This window comes from Streptomyces sp. DSM 42067 (genome assembly GCF_055792885.1).
In genome coordinates this window covers 4,547,170-4,567,669 of sequence record NZ_CM147706.1, presented here as the reverse complement: position 1 = coordinate 4,567,669, position 20,500 = coordinate 4,547,170, and the positions used below count along the sequence as shown (strand labels likewise).

The 20,500-nt window shown below is 71.7% G+C and carries 14 protein-coding genes, 2 tRNA genes, 1 pseudogene and 1 riboswitch; of the genes and pseudogenes, 11 read left to right on the top strand and 6 right to left on the bottom strand.

The features are described 5' to 3' along the window. Positions 1–65: 65 nt before the first annotated feature. Positions 66–416, top strand: coding sequence for a metallopeptidase family protein (locus tag ACSMXV_RS20955; protein WP_181660974.1), 351 nt, complete (start codon positions 66–68; stop codon positions 414–416). Positions 417–778: 362 nt separating this feature from the next. Here the strand turns inward: ACSMXV_RS20955 and ACSMXV_RS20950 are convergent, their stop codons facing one another. Next, entirely contained in the window at positions 779–1,105 is a 327-nt protein-coding gene (locus ACSMXV_RS20950; RefSeq protein WP_473172884.1) for a hypothetical protein, read from the bottom strand. Between the two features lie 476 nt (positions 1,106–1,581). Between ACSMXV_RS20950 and ACSMXV_RS20945 the strand changes: the two genes are divergently transcribed. The 7 genes and pseudogenes from ACSMXV_RS20945 to ACSMXV_RS20915 all read left to right on the top strand — a co-directional run. Beyond that, positions 1,582–3,897, top strand: a complete 2,316-nt coding sequence (locus ACSMXV_RS20945; protein ID WP_473172883.1) for a DEAD/DEAH box helicase — start codon at positions 1,582–1,584, stop codon at positions 3,895–3,897. Positions 3,898–4,120: 223 nt separating this feature from the next. Next, positions 4,121–5,866, top strand: a complete 1,746-nt coding sequence (locus ACSMXV_RS20940; RefSeq protein WP_473172882.1) for a FlgD immunoglobulin-like domain containing protein — start codon at positions 4,121–4,123, stop codon at positions 5,864–5,866. Then, a complete protein-coding gene (locus ACSMXV_RS20935) occupies positions 5,793–6,260 on the top strand; it encodes an FG-GAP repeat domain-containing protein (protein WP_473172881.1) in 468 nt (155 codons plus the stop codon). The genes ACSMXV_RS20940 and ACSMXV_RS20935 overlap by 74 nt, the downstream gene beginning before the upstream one ends. Before the next feature lie 102 nt (positions 6,261–6,362). Further along, a complete protein-coding gene (locus ACSMXV_RS20930; protein WP_473172880.1) occupies positions 6,363–7,946 on the top strand; it encodes an amino acid permease in 1,584 nt (527 codons plus the stop codon). A gap of 226 nt (positions 7,947–8,172) precedes the next feature. Next, positions 8,173–8,245 (top strand) — tRNA-Lys (locus ACSMXV_RS20925). A 306-nt stretch (positions 8,246–8,551) separates the two neighbouring features. Beyond that, a complete protein-coding gene (locus tag ACSMXV_RS20920; RefSeq protein WP_473172879.1) occupies positions 8,552–8,830 on the top strand; it encodes a hypothetical protein in 279 nt (92 codons plus the stop codon). Positions 8,831–8,920: 90 nt separating this feature from the next. Beyond that, positions 8,921–9,057, top strand: a pseudogene (locus ACSMXV_RS20915) (subtype B tannase); the annotation flags it as partial. On the opposite strand, the gene ACSMXV_RS20910 reads toward ACSMXV_RS20915, so the two are convergent. Continuing rightward, entirely contained in the window at positions 9,050–9,415 is a 366-nt protein-coding gene (locus ACSMXV_RS20910) for a nuclear transport factor 2 family protein (RefSeq protein ID WP_473172878.1), read from the bottom strand. The pseudogene ACSMXV_RS20915 and the gene ACSMXV_RS20910 overlap by 8 nt on opposite strands. Positions 9,416–9,808: 393 nt before the next feature. Here ACSMXV_RS20910 and ACSMXV_RS20905 point away from each other — a divergent pair. Next, a tRNA-Met gene (locus ACSMXV_RS20905) sits at positions 9,809–9,882 on the top strand. A 942-nt stretch (positions 9,883–10,824) separates the two neighbouring features. Next, positions 10,825–10,969: riboswitch (cyclic di-AMP (ydaO/yuaA leader) on the top strand. 11 nt (positions 10,970–10,980) lie between these two features. Beyond that, positions 10,981–12,120, top strand: a complete 1,140-nt coding sequence (locus ACSMXV_RS20900; RefSeq protein ID WP_473172877.1) for a M23 family metallopeptidase — start codon at positions 10,981–10,983, stop codon at positions 12,118–12,120. 86 nt (positions 12,121–12,206) lie between these two features. Here the strand turns inward: ACSMXV_RS20900 and ACSMXV_RS20895 are convergent, their stop codons facing one another. From ACSMXV_RS20895 to ACSMXV_RS20880, 4 genes are all read right to left on the bottom strand, one after another. Further along, complete coding sequence (locus tag ACSMXV_RS20895) at positions 12,207–13,556, bottom strand: PrsW family intramembrane metalloprotease (RefSeq protein WP_473172876.1); 1,350 nt, start codon at positions 13,554–13,556, stop codon at positions 12,207–12,209. A gap of 101 nt (positions 13,557–13,657) precedes the next feature. Then, positions 13,658–14,479 carry a tRNA (guanosine(46)-N7)-methyltransferase TrmB gene (trmB, locus tag ACSMXV_RS20890; protein WP_473179012.1) on the bottom strand — a complete coding sequence of 274 codons (822 nt, stop codon included), beginning with the start codon at positions 14,477–14,479 and terminating at the stop codon, positions 13,658–13,660. Positions 14,480–14,610: 131 nt separating this feature from the next. Next, a complete protein-coding gene (gene lhgO, locus ACSMXV_RS20885; RefSeq protein WP_473172875.1) occupies positions 14,611–15,840 on the bottom strand; it encodes an L-2-hydroxyglutarate oxidase in 1,230 nt (409 codons plus the stop codon). A 90-nt stretch (positions 15,841–15,930) separates the two neighbouring features. Continuing rightward, the gene (locus tag ACSMXV_RS20880; RefSeq protein ID WP_181660965.1) at positions 15,931–17,364 is read right to left on the bottom strand and encodes an MFS transporter; all 1,434 of its coding nucleotides are present in this window, start codon (positions 17,362–17,364) and stop codon (positions 15,931–15,933) included. 914 nt (positions 17,365–18,278) lie between these two features. Between ACSMXV_RS20880 and ACSMXV_RS20875 the strand changes: the two genes are divergently transcribed. Further along, positions 18,279–20,372, top strand: a complete 2,094-nt coding sequence (locus ACSMXV_RS20875; protein WP_473172874.1) for an asparagine synthase-related protein — start codon at positions 18,279–18,281, stop codon at positions 20,370–20,372. The last annotated feature ends 128 nt before the right edge of the window (positions 20,373–20,500 follow it).

Sequence of the window (20,500 nt, the reverse complement as noted above, 5' to 3'; positions counted from 1 at the left end):
CGGCGGATGTGCGGCTTTCTCTTGTGCGCCGGTGGATACGCGGTGTCGTGGCCGACAATGGCCGTGTGCTGGAGATGACGCGCGAGGAGTTCGAGGAACTGGTCGCCGAGGCGTTGGACCGGATCCCGCCGGAACTGACGCGGCTGATGGACAACGTGGCGGTGTTCGTCGAGGACGAACCGCCGGCCGACGATCCCGAGCTGCTCGGGCTCTACGAGGGGACGCCGCTGACCGATCGCGGTGAGTGGTACGCGGGGGTGCTGCCGGACCGCATCACGATCTACCGGGGGCCGACGCTGCGTATGTGCGAGTCGCGCGAGGACGTGGTGGTCGAGACCGAGGTCACCGTGGTGCACGAGATCGCGCATCACTTCGGGATCGACGATGCGCGGCTGCATGCGCTGGGATACGGCTGAGCTGGGGCATCGGGCGGAAGGGCGCGAGACGGGTGCCGGTGACGGGGCCGTTCGCCGGGTGTCCGGTCCGGGTTCCGTGTCTTCTTGTGGGCTCCGGGAGTTGGGCAGTGGGATCCCGTCCCCTGCACCGATGTCAGCCCCCTGCACTGATTTCTGCGTGCCGCGCCCCGGAGGTGCCCGCCCGTGCGCCACTTTTTCGTATCCGTCCGTTGGGCTGCCGTGGTGGTGGCCGTCGCGGCGACCGCAGGCTGCATGAGTGTGAGCGACGACGGGACGGGGCAGGCCCCCGCCCAGTCGGTAGGGCCGCGCGGCGCCGCCGCTCCCGACGGGGGCGGGGCGGCGTCGGCCGGCAATGGCTCCGGTTACGGGAACGGGCGCGACGGTGGGAAGGGAGCGCCGCACCCCAGGGGGTCCGCGTCCGAGTCGGCCCTGCCCTCGGAGTCGGCCTCCGGTGAGGGTTCGTCCGGGCCGGCGAAGAGCGAGAAGCCCGGGTCCCCGCAGGCGTCGCCGACGAAGTCGAAGCCCAGCAGGAAGCCCAGGCCCAAGCCCAAGCCGACTGAGACGCCCACGACCCCGGACCCGTCACCGGTGGACCCGTCGCCGACCCCGAGCACTGAGCCCTCCCCGACCGCGGAACCGTCGTCGTCGGCCCACGAGCAGATGGCGGCGCAGGGTGCGGCGGCGGACATTTCTCCGCTGGAGCCTTCGCCGGAGGCGGGGCGGCCGGTGTAGGCGGCGGCATACTCCCGGAGAGAGCCGGGCGGCCGGCTCCGGGACGGCTCGGACGGCTGCCGGGAGGAGGCGGCGCAGCTCCGGGAGGGGCCCCGGTCCCGTCGCCCGTATCTACGTCTGCGGCATCACCCCGCTTCGCCGGGCTCCGGGAGGGGCGTCGCCGGGCTCTGCGGAAGTCGGCGCAGGCCTTGGGGAGGGGCGGCGCCTGTCTGCCGCACCGCCGTGAGCTGCGCGTATGGGGTTCGGTTTGCGCTCGGGGGTGGAGGGTGCGTATGGTGGCAGATCGTTTGATCCCATTTGCCCGGCGCCATGAATGACGCGCCGCGTGTGGCGCGTACTCTCCCTTGCCGTGGCCGGACCGCATTGAGGCGGTCGATTGCGAATTCACGGAGTTTGGGCGCGTGCCGAGACTCCGGAAGGTTTCGCATTTCGCATGTCCGTTTCCAGTACTGACCGTTCCGTCCTGCCCGAGAACGAGATCGAGATCGCGGAGGTCGCCGCAGCGGCCGCCGCCGAGAACGCCGCCGACGAGGCGCCCGAGGCCTCCACCGACGCCGAGCCCGAGCTCACCTTCGCCGACCTCGGCCTGCCCGAGGGCGTCGTCCGCAAGCTCGCGCAGAACGGGGTCACCACGCCCTTCCCGATCCAGGCCGCGACCATCCCGGACGCCCTGGCCGGCAAGGACATCCTCGGCCGTGGCCGCACCGGCTCCGGCAAGACCCTCTCCTTCGGCCTGCCGCTGCTCGCCACGCTGGCCGGCGGCCACACCGAGAAGAAGCACCCCCGAGGCATCATCCTCACCCCGACCCGTGAGCTCGCGATGCAGGTCGCGGACGCGCTGCAGCCGTACGGGGACGTCCTCGGCCTGAAGATGAAGGTCGTCTGCGGCGGTACGTCGATGGGCAACCAGATCTACGCCCTCGAGCGCGGCGTCGACATCCTCGTCGCCACGCCGGGCCGGCTGCGCGACATCATCAACCGCGGCGCCTGCTCGCTCGACAGCGTGCAGATCGCGGTCCTCGACGAGGCCGACCAGATGTCCGACCTGGGCTTCCTGCCCGAGGTCACCGAGCTCCTCGACCAGGTGCCGGCGGGCGGTCAGCGCATGCTCTTCTCCGCGACGATGGAGAACGAGATCGCGACCCTGGTCAAGCGCTACCTGAACAACCCGGTCAGCCACGAGGTCGACGCCGCGCAGGGCGCCGTGACGACCATGTCGCACCACATCCTGATCGTGAAGCCCAAGGACAAGGCGCCGGTCACCGCCGCGATCGCCGCGCGCAAGGGCCGCACCATCATCTTCGTCCGCACCCAGCTCGGCGCCGACCGTGTCGCGGAGCAGTTGTGCGACGCCGGTGTGAAGGCCGACGCGCTGCACGGCGGCATGACGCAGGGCGCGCGCACCCGCACCCTGGCCGACTTCAAGGACGGGTACGTCAACGTGCTCGTCGCGACGGACGTCGCGGCCCGCGGCATCCACGTCGACGGCATCGACCTGGTTCTGAACGTGGACCCGGCCGGCGACCACAAGGACTACCTGCACCGCTCGGGTCGTACGGCGCGTGCGGGCCGCAGCGGGACCGTCGTGTCGCTGTCGCTGCCGCACCAGCGCCGCCAGATCTTCCGGCTCATGGAGGACGCGGGCGTCGACGCCTCGCGCCACATCATCCAGGGCGGCGCCGCGTTCGACCCCGAGGTCGCCGAGATCACCGGCGCCCGGTCGATGACCGAGGTGCAGGCCGAGTCCGCGGGCAACGCGGCCCGGCAGGCGGAGCACGAGGTCAAGGACCTCGCCAAGCAGCTGGAGCGCGCCGAGCGCCGTGCCGCCGAACTCCGTGAGGAGGCCGACAGGCTGACCGCCCGTGCGGCTCGTGAGCGGGGCGAGGACCCGGCTGCCGCGGTGGCCGAGGCCACCGTCTCCGCCGCGGAGGAGGCGCTCGCGGAGGCCGCGGTCGAGGCGGCCGTTTCGGTGCCCGAGCAGCCGGTGGGCGAGCGCGCCGAGCGCGTGGAGCGGGCCGAGCGTCCTGCGTACGAGGAGCGTCCGGCGTACGAGCCGCGTCAGCGCCGTGACGAGCGGGGCAACTACGAGCGTCGTGACCGCCGGGACAACGACCGCGACCGTGACCGGGGTGGCTTCGGTGGCCGCGACCGGGACCGTGACCGTGGGTTCAACCGGGACCGTGGCGACCGTGACCGCCGTGACGGTGACCGTGGTGGCCGTTCGTTCGAGCGCCGTGACGACCGTTCGTCGGGCGGCTTCCGCCGGGACAACGACCGCGGCGGTTTCCGCGGTGACGACCGCTCCTCGGGCGGCTTCCGCCGGGACAACGACCGCGGTGGCTTCAACCGCGACCGTCGCGACAATGACCGTGGCTTCGACCGCGATCGCCGTGACGGCGACCGCGGTGGGCGTTCCTTCGAGCGCCGCGACGACCGTCCGTCGGGCGGCTTCCGCCGGGACGACCGGGGCGACGGCCACCGTGGCGGGCGTTCCTTCGAGCGTCGTGACGACCGCGGTGGTTTCCGCCGCGACGACCGTGGCGGCCGTTCCTTCGAGCGCCGCGACGACCGCCCGTCCGGCGGCCACCGCAGCGACCGGCCCTTCAACCGCGATCGCCGCGACGACCGGCCTTCCGGCGGCGGCTTCCGCTCCGGCCACGACCGCCCGTCCGGGCGCCGTGACGACCACCGCGGGACCGGCTCGTTCGGCCGCCGCGAGGACAAGCCGCGCTGGAAGCGCAACGGCTGACCCTGCCTGACCGGACCCTGGAGGGCCCGGGACAACGAACCCTGAAGGGCCCGGACGACTTCGGTCGTCCGGGCCCTTCGGCGTTCGTCATGAGGCAACCAAGAAACCACTTCTGACCCACAAGTGCCCCCTGGTACGCTCCCGTTGCCCTGCTCAGGGCGCGCACATCTCGCGCACTTCTCGCGCACAGCACACTTGCAGCCCGCGGGGCTGAGGGGGATCCATGGCTCGCCACACCTTCGGACGCCGTCGTGCGCTCAGACGCGGAGGCGCTGCGCTCGCCGCTGTCGCGGCTGTCGTCGCGGGGCTCAACGCGGCGACCTCCGCGGGCGCCGCCGACGCGCCGACGCCCATCCAGACCGACGGCGTCTGGGGGATCGATTTCGCGGGCGGCACCCTGAACACGGTCGAACGCGCGGCGTCCGGCGAGCGGTTCGTCTTCGCCCGCCAGGTGTCGCCGGACGGGCTGTCGGCGAGCGCCCGGACGAGCTGGGGTTACGCCGGCACATACGCGTACGGCCAGCACCTCAAGGAGGTGCCGTGCGACGCCGGTTCCTGTGTGGTGCTGCGTGCCTCGGGCAACGGGAACGTCGGCCACTTCTTCGTCGAGGACGGCAAGGAGTACGCCCAGATCCACACCAGCCCGGACGGCTACCACTCGGTGGAGGAACCCGGCGTCACGGGCGCCCAGTTCGTGGACGTCAGCGGCCGCTACTACGCCTACAACGCGACCTCGACCGGTAAGCAGTACGTCGACGACGTGGAGGTGTACCGCACCACGTCCGTGCGGATGACCCGCTCCATCACCGCCGCCTCGATCTGGGGCAGCAGGCTGTACACGCCGGGCTCCACCACCGGCTCGGTCACCTCGTACGACCTGGAGCAGAAGAAGGTCATCGAGACCCTCGCCACCGGGGCGCCCTGCACGGTCAAGGAACTTCAGGCGGTCCGCCGCTGGATCTACTGGAACTGCGGCCCGACCGGCGCCGCGGGCGTCTACGACCGCTCCACGAAGACGAAGATCACCGTCCCGTCCGGTCTCGCACTCGTCGGCGACGGCTATCTCGTCCGGCACGACCGGACCGGGGGCAAGCTGCTGCTCACCGACTTCCACACCGGTTCGGCCGCGGCGCCGCGCGAGATCGCCGATCTTCCGGCCGGGAACACCGCCGACCAGCGGCGGCTCACCTGGGCCGTGGACCGGTTCGGCGGCGACATCGCGTACGTCGGGCAGGACAACGCGATCCGCATCGTCCCCAGCGGCGTACCGTCGGCGTCCCTGGCGAAGACCGAGTCCGAGTTCGACGACGGCCTCCTCGACCTCAAGGACACGACGGGCGGGCAGGTCTGGTCGAGCACCTGGCAGCTCAACAAGCCCGCGAACTGGACGTTCACGGTCAAGGACGCGCTCGGGCGCACGGCCCGCACCATCAAGGGCGGCCCGGACACCGAGGTCGACCTGATCTGGGACGGCAAGACCAACGCGGGCACCTACGTCTACAGCGGCGTGTACTCCTGGACGCTGACCGCCACGGCGGCGGAGGGTGCGGGAACGTACACCACGAGTGGCAAGATCTCGGTCGGCGGTGGCCGCCAGGGCTTCCACGACCAGGGCGGGTACGCGTTTGGCGAGCTGGCCACGCTCAACTCCTCCGGTGGCCTGACCCTCCACTACACCAGCGGCAAGGGCACCTTCGACTCGAAGCGGTCCGCGTCAGGCTGGCCGGCGGGCACGCTCGCCGTCCCCTTCGGCGACATGGGCAGCGACCGCTGCTCCGAGATGCTGGTGCGGATGCCGAACGGCGAGCTGCGCCGGTACCCGGGCCGCTGCGGCAGTTCGTACTCGCCGGGCAGCAGCCACACCTCGGCTCGGTACTGGCTGGAACGCGTACAACGTGCTGGTCGCGCCCGGCGACCTCACCGGCGACGGGCGTACCGACCTGCTGGCCCGCAAGGCGTCGACCGGTGACATCTACGTCTTCGCCAACGACGGGCACGGCAAGCTGGCGGCGGGCAAGAAGATCCGTTCGGCCTGGACCGCCTACACGAAGATCGTCGGCGCCGGGGACCTCAACGGCGACGGGTTCGGCGACGTTCTCGCGCGCCACAAGGACGGCACGCTCTACCGCTACGACGGCCTGGGGAACGGGCTGTTGAAGGACCGCGTGAAGATGTACACGAACTGGGGCGCGTCGTACAACGCGATCGTCGGGGTCGGGGACATCACCGGTGACGGGAAGAACGACCTGGTTGTGCGGGACACCGCGGGCGGCCTGTACCGGAACGCCGGCTATGGGAACGGTTTGTTCGCACCGCGGGTGAAGATCGCGAGCGGCTGGCAGGGGTACAAGGGCCTCTTCTAGCCACGCTTCGACCCGGGGCCCGCCCGCGTCGGGCCGGTCACGGTCGGGTTTCGGCCGTTCTGTGGCGCATGTCATGCCCCCAGCGAGGGAATCGCTGGGGGCATGACAGATGAGGCGGTCGGTGGTGCCGCTGAAACCACCGGAAAGCCGGCGCCGGACGCGTCCGGCGCCGCGCACTTGACGGACGAGGAGCGGCTGGCCCAACTGGGCTATACGCAGGTCCTCGCGCGCAGCATGTCCGCGTTCTCGAACTACGCGGTCTCCTTCACGATCATCTCGGTCCTCTCCGGCTGCCTGACCCTGTACCTCTTCGGCATGAACACGGGCGGGCCCGCCGTGATCACCTGGGGCTGGGTCGGCGTCGGCCTGATGACGCTGTTCGTCGGTCTTGCGATGGCGGAGATCTGCTCGGCGTACCCGACGTCGGCCGGGCTCTACTACTGGGCGTACCGGCTGGCGCCGTCGCGGAGCGCGGCCGCGTGGGCCTGGTTCACGGGCTGGTTCAACGTCCTCGGCCAGGTCGCGGTGACGGCCGGCATCGACTTCGGCGCGGCCTCGTTCCTGGGCGCCTACCTCAATCTTCAGTTCGGCTTCGAGGTGACGCCCGGCCGTACGATCCTGCTCTTCGCAGGGATCCTGCTGCTGCACGGCCTGCTGAACACGTTCGGCGTACGCATCGTCGGTCTGCTCAACAGCGTCAGCGTGTGGTGGCACGTCATCGGCGTCGCCGTGATCGTCGGGGCGCTCACCTTCGTACCGGACAGCCACCAGTCGGCGGGCTTCGTCTTCACGGAGTTCGTCAACAACACGGGCTGGGGCAGCGGCCTGTACGTGGTGCTGCTCGGTCTGCTGATGGCGCAGTACACCTTCACCGGGTACGACGCCTCCGCGCACATGACCGAGGAGACCCACGACGCCTCGACGGCGGGTCCGAGAGGAATCGTTCAGTCGATCTGGACGTCGTGGATCGCGGGCTTCGTCCTGCTGCTCGGCTTCACCTTCGCCATCCAGTCGTACGACAAGGCGCTGGCGTCCCCGACCGGCGTACCGCCCGCGCAGATCCTGCTCGACGCGCTCGGGGCGACGGCCGGCAAGCTGCTGCTGCTCGTCGTCATCGGTGCACAGCTGTTCTGCGGCATGGCCTCCGTCACCGCCAACAGCCGCATGATCTACGCCTTTTCGCGCGACGGCGCTCTCCCGCTCTCCCACGTCTGGCACACGGTCAGCCCGCGCACCCGCACCCCGGTCGCGGCGGTCTGGCTCGCCGCGGGTGGCGCGCTGGTGCTAGGCCTGCCGTATCTGATCAACGTCACGGCGTACGCGGCCGTGACCTCGATCGCGGTCATCGGCCTCTACATCGCTTACGTCGTGCCGACCATGCTGCGCCTGTGGAAGGGCGACGCCTTCGAGCGCGGTCCATGGCATCTCGGCGCGTGGTCACGGCCCATCGGGATCGTCGCCGTGGTGTGGGTCGGCGTCATCACGATCCTGTTCATGCTGCCGCAGGTGGCCCCGGTGACCTGGGAGACCTTCAACTACGCGCCGATCGCCGTCCTGGCCGTGCTGGGCTTCGCGGCAGCCTGGTGGCTGGCCTCGGCCCGCCACTGGTTCCTCAACCCGGAACACGCACGCACGCTCGCCCGAGAGGCGGCACGGGAGGGGGCGTTGGAACCTCTGGACCCGTGAGGTCGAGGGCCTGGCTCCGCCGACCGGGTGTCGGCGGGGCCTCGAGCTCCGTGCCCGTCTTCCACGGCCGGTGTGCGGTCTTCGGCGGCCGATATGCCGTCTTCCGTGACCGATGTGCCGTCTTCGGCGGCCGATGTGCCGTCTTCGGCGGTCGGAAAGACGCGGTCCACCGATACCCGATCGGAGACGCGGGCTCGTCCGGCTATGCTCGGGGATGCAGTAACGCGGGCCGTTAGCTCAATTGGCAGAGCAGTGGACTTTTAATCCATTGGTTGTGGGTTCGAGTCCCACACGGCCTACGAGGAAGGCCCAGGTCAGAGGAGATCTGATCTGGGCCTTCAGTGCTTCTTCAGTGCTTTTCGGGCCCAGACGCCCGGAAGCGCCAATCCAAAAGGGCGCCGCCGACGTACTACAAGCAGGGTCGCAACCCTGGGGGCACGCCCCCGGTCGGCTGGTTCGCGTCCAGCGGGGACCTCGGATACAGAGACGTGCTCCTCGTATGCGCCGGGCGACGCCGGCGACCGCGCCGCTCCTCCCTTGCGGCTGCGGCCACCCATCTCGTGCCGCTGAGAGCGCGGGATGATGGAAGGAGAGGAGCATTCACCATGCGAGCACAACGCGCGAGGCGTCTCGTCGCAGTGTCCGCGGCCAGCGTTCTGATGGCCGGCAGCGCTGCGATCAGCGCAGCAGGCACGGCCGCAGCAGCAACCCCTGCCGTGGACACTCATGTGACCACCAACCACTGCGATCGCGGTTACTGGGGCGGACGCTGCTTCGATCACCGCGATCACCGCGATCACCGCGATCACCGATTCGACCACCGATTCGATCATCGCTTCGACCACCGCTTCGATCACGGCTTCGTGATCATCGTCGTGGGCTAGCAGGGGCCGCGCCCGGGTCGGCTTTGGCCGGCTCGGGCGCTGTCGCGTATGTTGACGCTGCGCGCGCGGGGGGTTACGCGTCGTCGGTAGCCGGGCGCGCACGGCCGGACCCTCACCGGCTCGGACGGCACCTACTACCGCAGGGCCCCGGCCGCCATAGTCGACCTGAAGGCCGCCGTCCGGTACTGCGAGCCAACAAGGGCCGTATCCCCGGCCGTCCTACTCGTCCCACGCCTGGATCAGCGTCTGATCGACGATCTTGCCGTCTCGTAGCGACATCATGGAGCTGGCCAGCACCTTGACGCCGTCCGGGTACTCGCAGGACTCGGTGAAGGCGACGTGGTCGCCCTGGACCACGCACTGTTCCAGCTTGTGGGTCATCTCGCGGCCGTAGATGTCGTTCAGCATCTCGCTGATCTGGTTGCGGCCGTGCTTGATCAGTGGGTGGCTGGGCTGCGTGTTGCGGTCGACGACGCGGACTTCCGCATCGTCCGCGTAGAGCGACAGGAGCGTGTCCGCGTTGTGGCCTTCGATGCCCTGGCGCAGGATTTCGGTGTCGAAGGCGGGGCTCGCCGAGGTGCCCATGGTGACCTCCTTCTGACCCTTCTGACCCTTCTGACCCCTCCTTCGAGGCTCCTCCGCGGGATGGGCCACGGCAACCGGTGCCGGTGCCACAACCGCTCGCCCGGCCTTCGCGTGGCCATATCCGCCCGCCCGGCCGCCGCGGGGCCTTCGCCCGGCCTCCGCGGGGCCGCCGGCCGAGGGCAGGGGAAGGCCGGCGGCCCCTCCCGCACAACCGGTGCGCGGCCCGGTGCACGACCGGTGCGCCTGCGTTGTGCGGGTCCGCCGTCAGTGGACCGCCGCCGTTTGCGCGCCGGGAGCGTGCGAGTGGAACCGGCGTGAGTGCGCGGTTCACACGGGGCGCGAACCGGGCTGGTCAAAGGTGTCCCGCGCATGGCGTACACTTGTACTTACCGACGCGGGGTGGAGCAGCTCGGTAGCTCGCTGGGCTCATAACCCAGAGGTCGCAGGTTCAAATCCTGTCCCCGCTACTGAAGCCCGAGGGGCCGGAACCAGATGTGGTTCCGGCCCCTCGGCGTGTTGCAGGCGCATTGAGCCGCGGTGCTCACTCCGGCGGCCCACCACAGGTCGCCACCCGTGCCGCGGCGGGAATGCCGTGAGTGGGACGCGGCGACGGGCGCGGACGTGGACGCGGCAGGAGACGAGCGGTGCGGAAGCGAGGAGGGCGCGACGCAGGGGAGCACGGCGGCGAGCCCGACCGGGAACGTGGCTGGGCAGACGGCTGGGACGCCGGAGAGGGCGTAGGGGCGGGGCGGGACGACGAGCGGCGGGCGTTTGCGATCGTCCGGACCTTCGTGCGGTTCCTGCCCGCGTTGCTCATCGTCGCCGGGACCCTCTACGACGTCCTCATGCCGTCGGCCTTCACGGGGGCGCCCCTCTTGACCGCAGCCCCGCTGGTCGCCGCCGCTCTCTACTCGCTCCGCGGCACGGTGGTGGCGGGGAGCGCCTCGCTCGTCGCCGTGCTCGCCGTGCGCCTGCACCCCGGCGCTTCTTCGAGGGTCCGCACGCCATGCTGGCCTCCCTCGCGGCGGAGGTGCGCCGGCACAGCGGTGGCGGGATGGGGGACGACATGGTGCTGCTGGCGGTACGGCGCCCGTGAGCATCGCGGTGTCGGTGAGCATCGCGGTGTCGGTGAGCGGTGCGGCGTCCGTGAGCGGTACGGCGTCTGGGAGCGGGCCGACCACATCACCTTCCGTGACCGAACGACCCCCCTCCGCATAACAACTGACACACCGTCAAGTAAGTGCCCGATGCGGCCGGGCGGTCAACTCGCCCGATTCCGCCCGGTCCCGCCCTGTTAAGTCCAGACCAAAGCGTTAACGATCAGCCGGAACGGCTTGGAATTCAGTACCCCCGTCTATTAACGTTCGATAACGCAGCGCGGTCGTCCCAGCCGTCACAAGAGGCGGCTCCGTGCGCACGCGCCGAATCCCGTAAGGGAACCGGGGAACCACCAACTTGGGGTGAATCGGGCGCCTTTACCGCAAAAGGCGTTCGTAGGAGACCTTCCTGCTCCGAACCCGTCAGCTAACCCGGTAGGCGAGAAGGAAGGAAAGGAGCGCGCCCCAGTGGCGTCCAACCCGCCTGCCCCGCAACCCCCGTTCGCGCCGTACGACCCTGACGGCGCCGGCTTCGACACCGGAACCGGCACGGGCTTCGACACAGCAACCAGCACCGGATTCGACAGAGGAACCGGCAGCGGCTTCGACACGGGCACCGGCTTCGGCCCCGGCTTCCGCCAGGGCGAGGGGCCCTGGGAGGAATGGAACCCCACTGAGGAGTCCGTCCGGCCCGTCCGCGGTCGGCACCGTGTCATCAAGCAGCGCGGCGGAGGCCTCGCGCGCAGCTCCACGGTTCTCGGTGTGGGAGTCATCGCCGCCGTCGGCGCGGGCGGCATCGCCACCGCGCAGGGCGGCAAGCCGCCGGTGCAGATATCGATGCCCGACCTGTCGTCGGTCACCGAGTCCCTGCCCGGCGTGAGTTCCCTGGTGTCCGACTCGTCGGACTCCGGCACCAACGCCGTCGCGCCCCTCACCGGAGCCGGCGTCACCGCCACCGACGCGGAGCAGGGCACCACGGACGCCGGTGAGGCACTGCGCGCCCGCATCATGCAGCAGGCCGAGCAGCAGCAGGACCAGGCGGAGAGCGCGGCCGCGAAGGCCGCCGAGGAGGCCGCCGCCAAGCAGGCCGCCGAAGAAGCGGCCAAGGAGCGGGAAGCGGCCGAGGCCAAGGCCGCCGCCGAGAAGAAGGCGGCGGAGGAGGAGGCCAGGCGCAAGGCCGAGGCGGAGCGCCTCGCCAAGCTCGCCGCGAGCTACGCCCTCCCCACGTCCTCGTACACTCTGACCTCGCAGTTCGGCGACGCGGGTTCGCTGTGGTCCTCCGGCTACCACACCGGCGTTGACTTCGCGGCCCCCACGGGGACGCCGCTCAAGGCCGTCCACACCGGCACGGTGAAGGAGGCCGGCTGGTCCGGCTCGTACGGCTACCGCACGGTGCTGGAGCTCGAGGACGGCACGGAGATCTGGTACTGCCACCAGTCCTCGATCAGCGTGAGCGTCGGCCAGAAGGTCACCACGGGCGACGTCATCGGCCGCGTGGGCGCCACCGGCAACGTCACCGGCGCGCATCTGCACCTCGAGATCCACCCGGGCGGAGGCGACGGGGTCGACCCGCTCGCCTGGCTGCGCAGCAAGGGCCTGACCCCCTGACGGGAATGGGCCTGAATCCCTGACGGGAATGGGCCTGAATCCCTGACGGGAACGGGCCCAACTCCCAACGGACCTGATAAGGCGCGTCAGGAACGGTAGGGGTTGTACGCGGGATATGGCGCGATGCCGCCGTACGGAACCTGTCCGTACGGCGGCATCGCGCCGTACGGGACCTGCCCCTGCGGATGCCCGTACGGGAGAACGTACGGCGGGACCACCTCCGGCGCCGTCGCCGCGGCCGCGTGGGCCAGCGCGGGCCGTGCCACGTCCTTGCGCCGCCACAGCTCGTGCAGCAGCTCCCGTTCCCGTACGACGAAATCGGATCCCGCGCGGCCACGGCGCCCCCGGTGACGCAGGAACGCCAGAGACGTCGCATACGCCTCGTACTCCGCGACCGCCCGCGCCGCGGGCTTGCCCAGATGGCGATCCGCGTACTCGCGGGCGAGGCGGCGTGCGCGCATCGAGCCCAGGACGAGCGGCTCGGGCGGCGTCAGCCAGCCGGCGGCCGCGTACGCGGGCAGCTCACGGCGGATGGTGCCCAGCTCACGCTGCCTCGTCCAGATCACCAGCCAGGTGAGCAGCCCGAACGCGGGCACCATGAACGCGGCGTAGACGGCGAAGAACCCGTACGGGCCGAAGCTCGACGAGCCGTTCCAGGCGGCGTGCATGCCCATCGCGAGGAGCAGGCCCGCGATCGGCAGGAGGACCCGGCGTACGCGGTGGCGCTCGGCGGACAGTGCCGCGATGCCGAAGCCGATGCCGGTGAGCACCGTGAACAGTGGATGCGCGAACGGCGACATCACGATGCGGACGAAGAACGTCGCCGCGGTGACGGAGGTCAGGCCGCTCTGGCCGCTGAGCTGGTCGGTGCCGAAGGCCGTGCCGAGATAGAGGATGTTCTCGGTGAACGCGAAGCCGGTGGCGGTGACGCCGGCGATGACGACACCGTCGACGATTCCGGTGAAGTCCCGTCGGCGGAAGAGGAAGATCAGCAGGACCGCTGCCGCCTTCGCGGACTCCTCGACGACGGGCGCTATGACGGTGGCGCCCAGTGTGTCGGCGCTGCTGGGGTCGGCGGTCGCGACGGCTATCCAGCGGGTCGCGAAGCTGTTCGCGACGATCGCGATCAGCGCGGCCGCACATGCTCCCCAGGCGAAGGAGAAGAGCAGGTTCCGCCAGGGGCCCGGTTCCACCCGGTCCAGCCAGCGGAACGCGGCTATGAGCAGCGGCACCGGGAGCACGGCGAGGCCGAGGCCGGCCAGGAACCCCTCGGTGCCGGTCTGTTCGCGGACGAGGGCCAGGATGACGAGCCCGGAGAGCGCGAGCAAGGTGATGAGCGCCCCTGCGCGCACCACCCGCCGCTGCCACCAGTGCGCATGCCGCAGCGCGGTGCCGGTGCCCGGGACGGGGGCGCCGGTGCCGGGGCCGGGGGGCATGGCGGGGTATGTGGGGGACGGCGGATGCGAGGGTTGCGGGGGGCAGTTGGCGGCCACGTCATCGACCCTAACGAGGGATGGCCGGTGGCCGCGACGGTGCGTCAGAGGGCTCTGGGCGGTGGGTTGGGTCCGGCGGACTTCGAGGGTCCCGTCTGCCCTTCGGGTCGTTCAGTTCCTCCGGATCCGGCGGATTTCGTGGTCTCCGTGCGGCGGAACAGCAGGTCGTGGACGACATGGCCCTTGTCAAGACCCTGTCCTTCGAAGCGGGTCAGGGGGCGGAAGGCGGGGCGGGGCGCGTAGCCGCCGTCCTCCTGGGTGTTCTCGAAGTCGGGGTGCGCCGTCAGTACCTCGAGCATCTGCTCGGCGTACGGCTCCCAGTCGGTCGCGCAGTGGATCAGCGCGCCCGGCTTGAGGCGGGTCGCGGCGAGCGTGAGGAACTCCGGCTGGATGAGGCGGCGCTTGTGGTGCCGCTTCTTCGGCCAGGGGTCGGGGAAGTAGACGCGCAGCCCGTCGAGGCACGCGGGCGGCAGCATCTCGCGGAGCAGGATGATCGCGTCGCCGTTGGCCACCCGGATGTTGGACAGGCCGTTCCGGTCGGCGAGATTGAGCAGATTGCCCTGGCCGGGCGTGTGCACGTCCACGGCGAGGATCCCGGTGCCGGGGTCGGCGGCGGCCATCTGCGCGGTGGCCTCGCCCATGCCGAAGCCGATCTCCAGTACGACGGGGCAGTCGCTGCCGAAGAGGTCGGTGAGGTCGAGGGTGCGCTGCCCGTCGATGTCCAGGCCCCACGTGGGCCAGAGCCGCTTCAGGGCGTCTGCCTGGCCGCTGGTGACTCTGCTCCGACGGGGCTGGAAGCTGCGGATCCGCCGCTCGAAGTGGGAGCCGGCGGGGTCGGGCGCGGGGCCGGTCCCCTCGGGGAACATGCGCTTCCCGGGGCGCCGGCGTTCGGGGGCGCCTGCCTGGTGCTTCTCGTCGTACTCGTACACAGTGGGATCGATTCTACGGAGGTTCGGCGGTCATGACGGCGGGGCCGGTACGCACCATCGCCGGTACGTCAGCCGCGCGCCAACGCCGCAAGCGCCCGCCGGGCCACCTCCCGCCCGATCGGCAGCGAAGCCGTAGCCGCAGGAGACGGCGCATTGAGCACATGCACCGCCCGCGCCCCTTCCCGGATGAGGAAGTCGTCCACCAGCGCCCCGTCCCGCAGGACGGCCTGCGCCCGCACCCCGCTGGGCGCCGGCACCAGATCGTCCTCGGTGACTGCGGGCAGCAGCCGCCGCACCGCGGTGGTGAACGCGGACTTCGACACCGAGCGCCGCAGCTCCCCCGCCCCGTACCGCCAGTGCCGGCGCGCTATGCGCCATGATCCGGGCCAGGTGAGCGTCGCCCCCAGCTCCCGGGGGCGCACCGTGCCCCAGTCGTACCCCTCGCGGGCCAGCGCGGGCACCGCGTTCGGCCCGATGTGCACGCCACCGTCGATGCCGCGAGTGAGGTGTACTCCGAGGAAGGGGAACGCCGGGTCGGGCACCGGATAGACCAGGCCCTGCACGAGCTCGGGCCGCGCCAGCTCGTAGTACTCGCCGCGGAACGGGATGATCCGCATCCCCGGATCGTCGCCCGCGAGCCGCGCCACCTCGTCGCAGTGGAGTCCCGCGCAGTTCACCAGCATCCGCCCGCGGACCACCGCGCCGTCGGCCGCCCGGACGGCCACCCCGAGGTCGGCCCGGCGGTCGATGCCCGTGACCTCCACGCCGTACCGGATCTCCGCCCCGGAGGCCTCCGCGAGCCGCTGTGCGACCGCCGTGAAGTCGCAGACGCCCGTCGTGCCGACATGGATCGCGGCGAGGCCCCGCACCTCGGGCTCCAGCTCGGCGATCTGGGCCGGGCCCAGCTCGTGCACCGGAATGCCGTTCTCCCGCCCCCGCTGCACCAGCGCGTGCAGCCGGGGCAGCTCCGCCCGGTCGGTGGCCACGATCAGCTTCCCGGTCACGGCGTGCGCGATGTCGTACTCGGCGCAGAACTTGACCATCTCGGCGGCGCCCTTGACCGCATACCGCGCCTTCAGCGAGCCCGGGCGGTAGTAGATCCCGCTGTGGATCACGCCGCTGTTGCGCCCCGTCTGGTGCCGGGCCGGGCCCGGTTCCTTCTCCAGCACCGTGACACGTGTCCCCGGTGCGGCGCGCGTGATCGCGTACGCCGTCGACAGGCCGACGATCCCGCCGCCGATCACCAGCACGTCACAGTCGAGCGCCACGCGCCTGCCCGCCGTCACCACGTCCCTCACCTCCTGCCCCCGATAGTGCACTGCGCCACTGACAATGCGCTCAAACCCCGGAGGTGAGGCGGCGGCCACCGAGGGTGGCGCGCCGTGGCGCTAGGCGGGGGCCATCAGCAGCGGCCGGGCCCGCTCCCGCAGCTCCACGACCCGGGGCTCGTCCCCGTACGGCTCCAGCCGGTGCAGCAGGTCCTTCACGTACTCCGTCGTCCGGGCCGACGATATGCGTCCCGCGACCTCCACCGCGCGTACGCCCTGCTCGCAGGCCGCGTCCAGGTTGCCGGACTCCAGCTCGGCCACGGCCGACACGACGAGGCGAAGCCCGTGCGAGCGGACGAACTCCTCCGTGGGACGCGACAGGGCCTGCTCCGTGAAGCGGCGCACCTGGCGGGGCGCCTTCAGGTCGCGGTAGCACTCGGCGGCGTCGGCCGCGAACCGGTCGTAGGAGTAGAAACCGAGCCAGCCGGGATCGTTGTCGCCGTCACGGGCCCGTTCCAGCCAGCCCTCGGCCGCCTTCAGCGAGGCCCCGGCGGCCTGTGCGTCACCGGCGCGTGCGTGCGCGCGTGCCTCGACCAGCCGGAAGAAGCTCATCGTGCGGGCCGTTGCCAGGCCGCGGTTGCGCTCCAGAGCGGCCTGCGCGAGGTCGACGCCCTCGTCGCCGAAGCCGCGGTAGGTGGCCTGGAGGGACATCGACGCCAGTACGTAGCCGCCGAGCGGCACGTCCGCTGCCGCGCGGGCGAGGCGTAAGGCCTGGATGTAGTAGCGCTGTGCGGCCTCCTGCTGGCCGGTGTCGAACGCCATCCAGCCCGCCAGGCGCGTCAGTTCGGCCGATGCCCCGAACAGGGCGCGGCCGACCTCGTCCGAGTACGAGCCGAGCAGCAGGGGCGCCGCCTCCACCCGAAGACATTCGGGGACCATCGACGAACGCCAGTCCCCGCCGCCGTACTTGGAGTCCCAGCGGCGTGCGTCCTCGGCGGCCTCGCGGAGCTTCTGCACGTCGCTGTGGCCGACCTTGAGCGGTGTGCCGCTGCTCTCGGCGCCTTCGGCCGTGTTCGCCTCGCGCGCGACGGAGGAGTCTGCGGGGGTGATCAGCCAGCGGGACGCGGGCGTCGCGTACGCGCTCACGGCGAAGGAGCCCGCGAGCGACTGCCAGATGCCGCCGCTGCCGGCCCGCCGGCCCGCGAGGTCGAGCCGGTACAGCTCGGTCGCCGACCTGACGGCGGCCCCTACGTCGCGCGGGAAGGCGAGACCCACCTCCGGCGCGGGGTCCGCGTCCGCCAGGCCGATCTCCTGGAGCGGCACCGGGCGGCCGAGCTTCTGGCCGATGGCAGCGGCGATCAGATGCGGGGCGGCGCCCTGCGGCACCATGCCCTTCGACACCCACCGGGCCACCGACGTCTTGTCGTAGCGAAGTGTCAGACCGCGTTGGGCGCCGAGGTCGTTGACCCTCCGCGCCAGTCCCGCGTTGCTGATTCCCGCGAGGGCGAGAACGGCGCCGAGCTTTTCGTTCGGCCCGCGTTGCTCCCTGGACATGCGCCACCCCTCGACACAAGACGGCTGCCGCGCCGGGCATTGGCACGCGGCATTCGTGCTGCGTCCTCCCAGGGGGCGCACCCGCGGCGGCTCCCACCGCGAGCCTCGGATCCGGCCGCATGAGCGTGTGGCCGGGCCCCGAGGAATATGCCTCCCGCGAAAACACAGACACACACAGCGTAGTTCGCTGCATCCCAAGCGTTAAGAGGCATAGGTCCGGATGGCGAGATTACGGCCCGCGCGAACGGGGAACAGGCCGTCCTCCGCGTGCTCCGGCCGTGTGGCCGTGCGCCCGTCCGTGCGCTCTTCTCCGGCCATGGCGGGAGCGCTTCCATGGGTCGTGCGTGGGTCGGCCCGCTGTACTGGATCCAGCGGGCTGGGGGACACCGCCGCCTTCATCCCCGCGGGTGGCGGACCGGTCCGGGAGGCGAACTCCGCCTCCCGGACCGTGCGTTGTGTCCCATAGTGGGGAGTTGTGAACATCCCAGGCCGATTTGGCCGAATCTCGTCTGCGCGTCGCCCCTGCGCGTTCCTTGTTCATGCTGCACATGCGCCCCGCGCGGGCCTGCAGCTTCATCCTTCAACTCCAGCCACAGGGAGCCTCGGTCGGGGCTTGCCAGGGGCGCATGCACGGGGGCTCAAGCGCGCGCGTAGCCCCCTTTGTGCGCCTCCTTCGTGGCAGCATGGTGCCTGGCCGAGTGAGTCCGAGGTCGCGCCTGCCCCGCGACGCCCGGCACGCACGCTCGCAGCGTTGCCGAAACGCCCTAGTAGCTCCGCTACGAGGACGTTTCGGCGCCTTGCGATCGCACGCACCGGACGCCGCGGGGCCCGCCCTTCGGGCGGACGGCGCGACCTCGGACTCACTCGGCCAGTTCGTACGGTGCACTGGTTGTCCACAGCCTGTGGAGGCGGCGATGCGGTGGTTGGTGGGGTGGAGCAGTGCCGCCGCTGGGTCCGCCGGTGCGGGTTCCGCCGGGGCCACCGGGATCGACGGGGAGACCGTTCACCCCGTGGGCTCCCAACTGCTGTGGGGCGACCCCGACCCGCTGTGGGCCGTGGGCGACTGGCGGCCGGACGAGGTGCGCGTCGTCAAGGCCGACGCCCAGACCCGGATCGCGGTCCTCGGCACCTGCGGGGCGTCCGACGAGCAGCTCAAGGTGGCCCTGTTCGCCGCGCGCGGCGGCGCACTCCGGCATCTGACCGCTTGGTCCGGCAGCTACACGGCGGTCGTCCAGGTCGGCCGGCGCGTCACCATCGCGGGTGATCTCGCGGGCGTGCGCCCCGTCTTCTACACGCCATGGGCGAGAGGCACGGCGTACGCGACGGCGGCCCTGCCGCTCGCCGACCTCATCGAGGCCCATCTCGACATCGGCCACCTCGCGGCCCTGCTCGCCGCCCCCGACGTACCGGAGGCACTGCACGACTCGACGCCGTATCAGGGCGTACGGCGCATTCCGCCCGGCCATGCGCTGATCCTGCGCAACGGCGCACGGGAGATCGCCGGGTACGAGCCCGTGGCCTCGCTCGCCGTCGCGGCGCCCGCCGCCGACGCGGCCAGCGCGGTGGACGGCGTCCGCGACGCCCTCGTGGAAGCCGTACGCACCCGCCTCACCGCCCCGCGCCATGTGCCCGGAGCGGACATCGACCCCGGTCCCGTGCCCGGCATGGGCCCCGCCGAGCGGCGCGCGGCCCGCGGCATGCCCGTGCCCGGCATCGGCGCCGACCTCTCCGGAGGACCCGCGTCCGGAACCCTCGCCCTGCTCGCCGCAGGCCTGCCCGGCATGCCCGGCACCGTCCTCGGCCACGGCACCGGCGCGGGGGAGCGGCTGCTGGCCGTCACCTTCAACGACCTGGCGACGGGCGGCCGCGAGGCCGAGCTGGAGCGCGCCGGGGCTATCGCCGCCAATCCGCGCCTGCACCACGTCGTCGTCACCGGCGGCGAAGAGACCCTCCCTTACGTCGACTTGGACGCCCCGCTGACCGACGAGCCGGGGCCCTCGCTGGTGACGGCCGCCCGCCACCGCGCGCGGCTCGCCTCCGGCAGCGCCGACCACCTCACGGGCTACGGTGCCCGCCAGGTCATGGACGCCCACCCGGCCCGCCTCGCCGACCTCCTCATGGACCGCAAGCGCCGCCATCTGGTGAAGCCGGTGGCCGCGCTGACCAAGGCCGACGGGTCTGTGATGGTCCCCGCGCGCGTGTACGCCGCGGCACGGCGGCTCGCCCGTACGCCCTACCGCGCGGGCGTCGAAGGACTCGCCGACCGGCTCCTGCACCGCAGGTTCGATGAACCCGGAGGCGCCGTGGGCGCCTCGCTCGCCGCGCTCGCCTGGGGCAGACCCGGGCCGGCCGCGCGCTGGCTGACCGGTGAGGCGCTCGCTGAAGTATCGGTTCGTCTTCAGGACACGGTGATCCGCCCGGGGGCCGGGCCCGGACAGCGCCCGGGCGACGTCCGTGCCCGCGCCGCGCTCGCCCGCCACGCCGCCGACCTCCGGATTCTGGAGCAGGCGGCGGAGATCCGCTTCCAGCGCCTCCACGCGCCCTTCCTCGACAACCAGGTCGTCCGCGCGTGCCGGGCCCTGCCCGAGGCCCTGCGCGTCCAGCCGGGCGCACGCGCCTCGATCCTCCGTACGGTCCTGGAGGGCGCCGGAGTCTCCGATCTGCCGCCCGGCTGGGGCGCCCCCTCGCACGCGTCGTCCGCCGCCGCCGCCCGTATCGGCCTGCGCGTCGCCGTCGACGATCTGATCGCCCTCTTCGACACGCCGCTCCTCGCCCAGGCAGGCCTGGTCGAGGCCCGCGTCGTACGCAAGGCCCTGCGCGCCGCCGCCCAGGGCGAACCCCTCCCCCTGGACGGCCTGGCCGACCTGGTCTCCCTGGAACTGTGGCTGCGCCGCATCGTGGCTCGCCGGGGCACCTGCTGGACGGGGACGCCGGCGCGGCAGCGGGCGGTGCCGACGGGGACGGTGCGGCCGCAGAGGGGGGCGTTGGGGGCGGCGGGGAGGCCGTAGCGATCGGTCGGCGCCGCTGGGGTGGCTGCGGTAGGGCCTACCCGCACGGCGGGCCCACGTATGGCGGACACACCGGTCGATTCAGGTCAAACCCGGTGGGGCGCACCAGCGAACGGTAAACCGCAGGA

What these genes read in the sequence shown, in the direction of transcription:
- ACSMXV_RS20950 (WP_473172884.1), bottom strand. Translation starts at nt 1,105, where the DNA reads ATGTCCGCCGCCGCACCCTGCGCCGCCATCTGCTCGTGGGCCGACGAC.
- ACSMXV_RS20945 (WP_473172883.1), top strand. Translation starts at nt 1,582, where the DNA reads ATGTCCGTTTCCAGTACTGACCGTTCCGTCCTGCCCGAGAACGAGATC.
- ACSMXV_RS20940 (WP_473172882.1), top strand. Translation starts at nt 4,121, where the DNA reads ATGGCTCGCCACACCTTCGGACGCCGTCGTGCGCTCAGACGCGGAGGC.
- ACSMXV_RS20930 (WP_473172880.1), top strand. Translation starts at nt 6,363, where the DNA reads ATGACAGATGAGGCGGTCGGTGGTGCCGCTGAAACCACCGGAAAGCCG.
- ACSMXV_RS20920 (WP_473172879.1), top strand. Translation starts at nt 8,552, where the DNA reads ATGCGAGCACAACGCGCGAGGCGTCTCGTCGCAGTGTCCGCGGCCAGC.
- ACSMXV_RS20910 (WP_473172878.1), bottom strand. Translation starts at nt 9,415, where the DNA reads ATGGGCACCTCGGCGAGCCCCGCCTTCGACACCGAAATCCTGCGCCAG.
- ACSMXV_RS20895 (WP_473172876.1), bottom strand. Translation starts at nt 13,556, where the DNA reads ATGCCCCCCGGCCCCGGCACCGGCGCCCCCGTCCCGGGCACCGGCACC.
- trmB (WP_473179012.1), bottom strand. Translation starts at nt 14,479, where the DNA reads ATGTTCCCCGAGGGGACCGGCCCCGCGCCCGACCCCGCCGGCTCCCAC.
- ACSMXV_RS20880 (WP_181660965.1), bottom strand. Translation starts at nt 17,364, where the DNA reads ATGTCCAGGGAGCAACGCGGGCCGAACGAAAAGCTCGGCGCCGTTCTC.
- ACSMXV_RS20875 (WP_473172874.1), top strand. Translation starts at nt 18,279, where the DNA reads ATGCGGTGGTTGGTGGGGTGGAGCAGTGCCGCCGCTGGGTCCGCCGGT.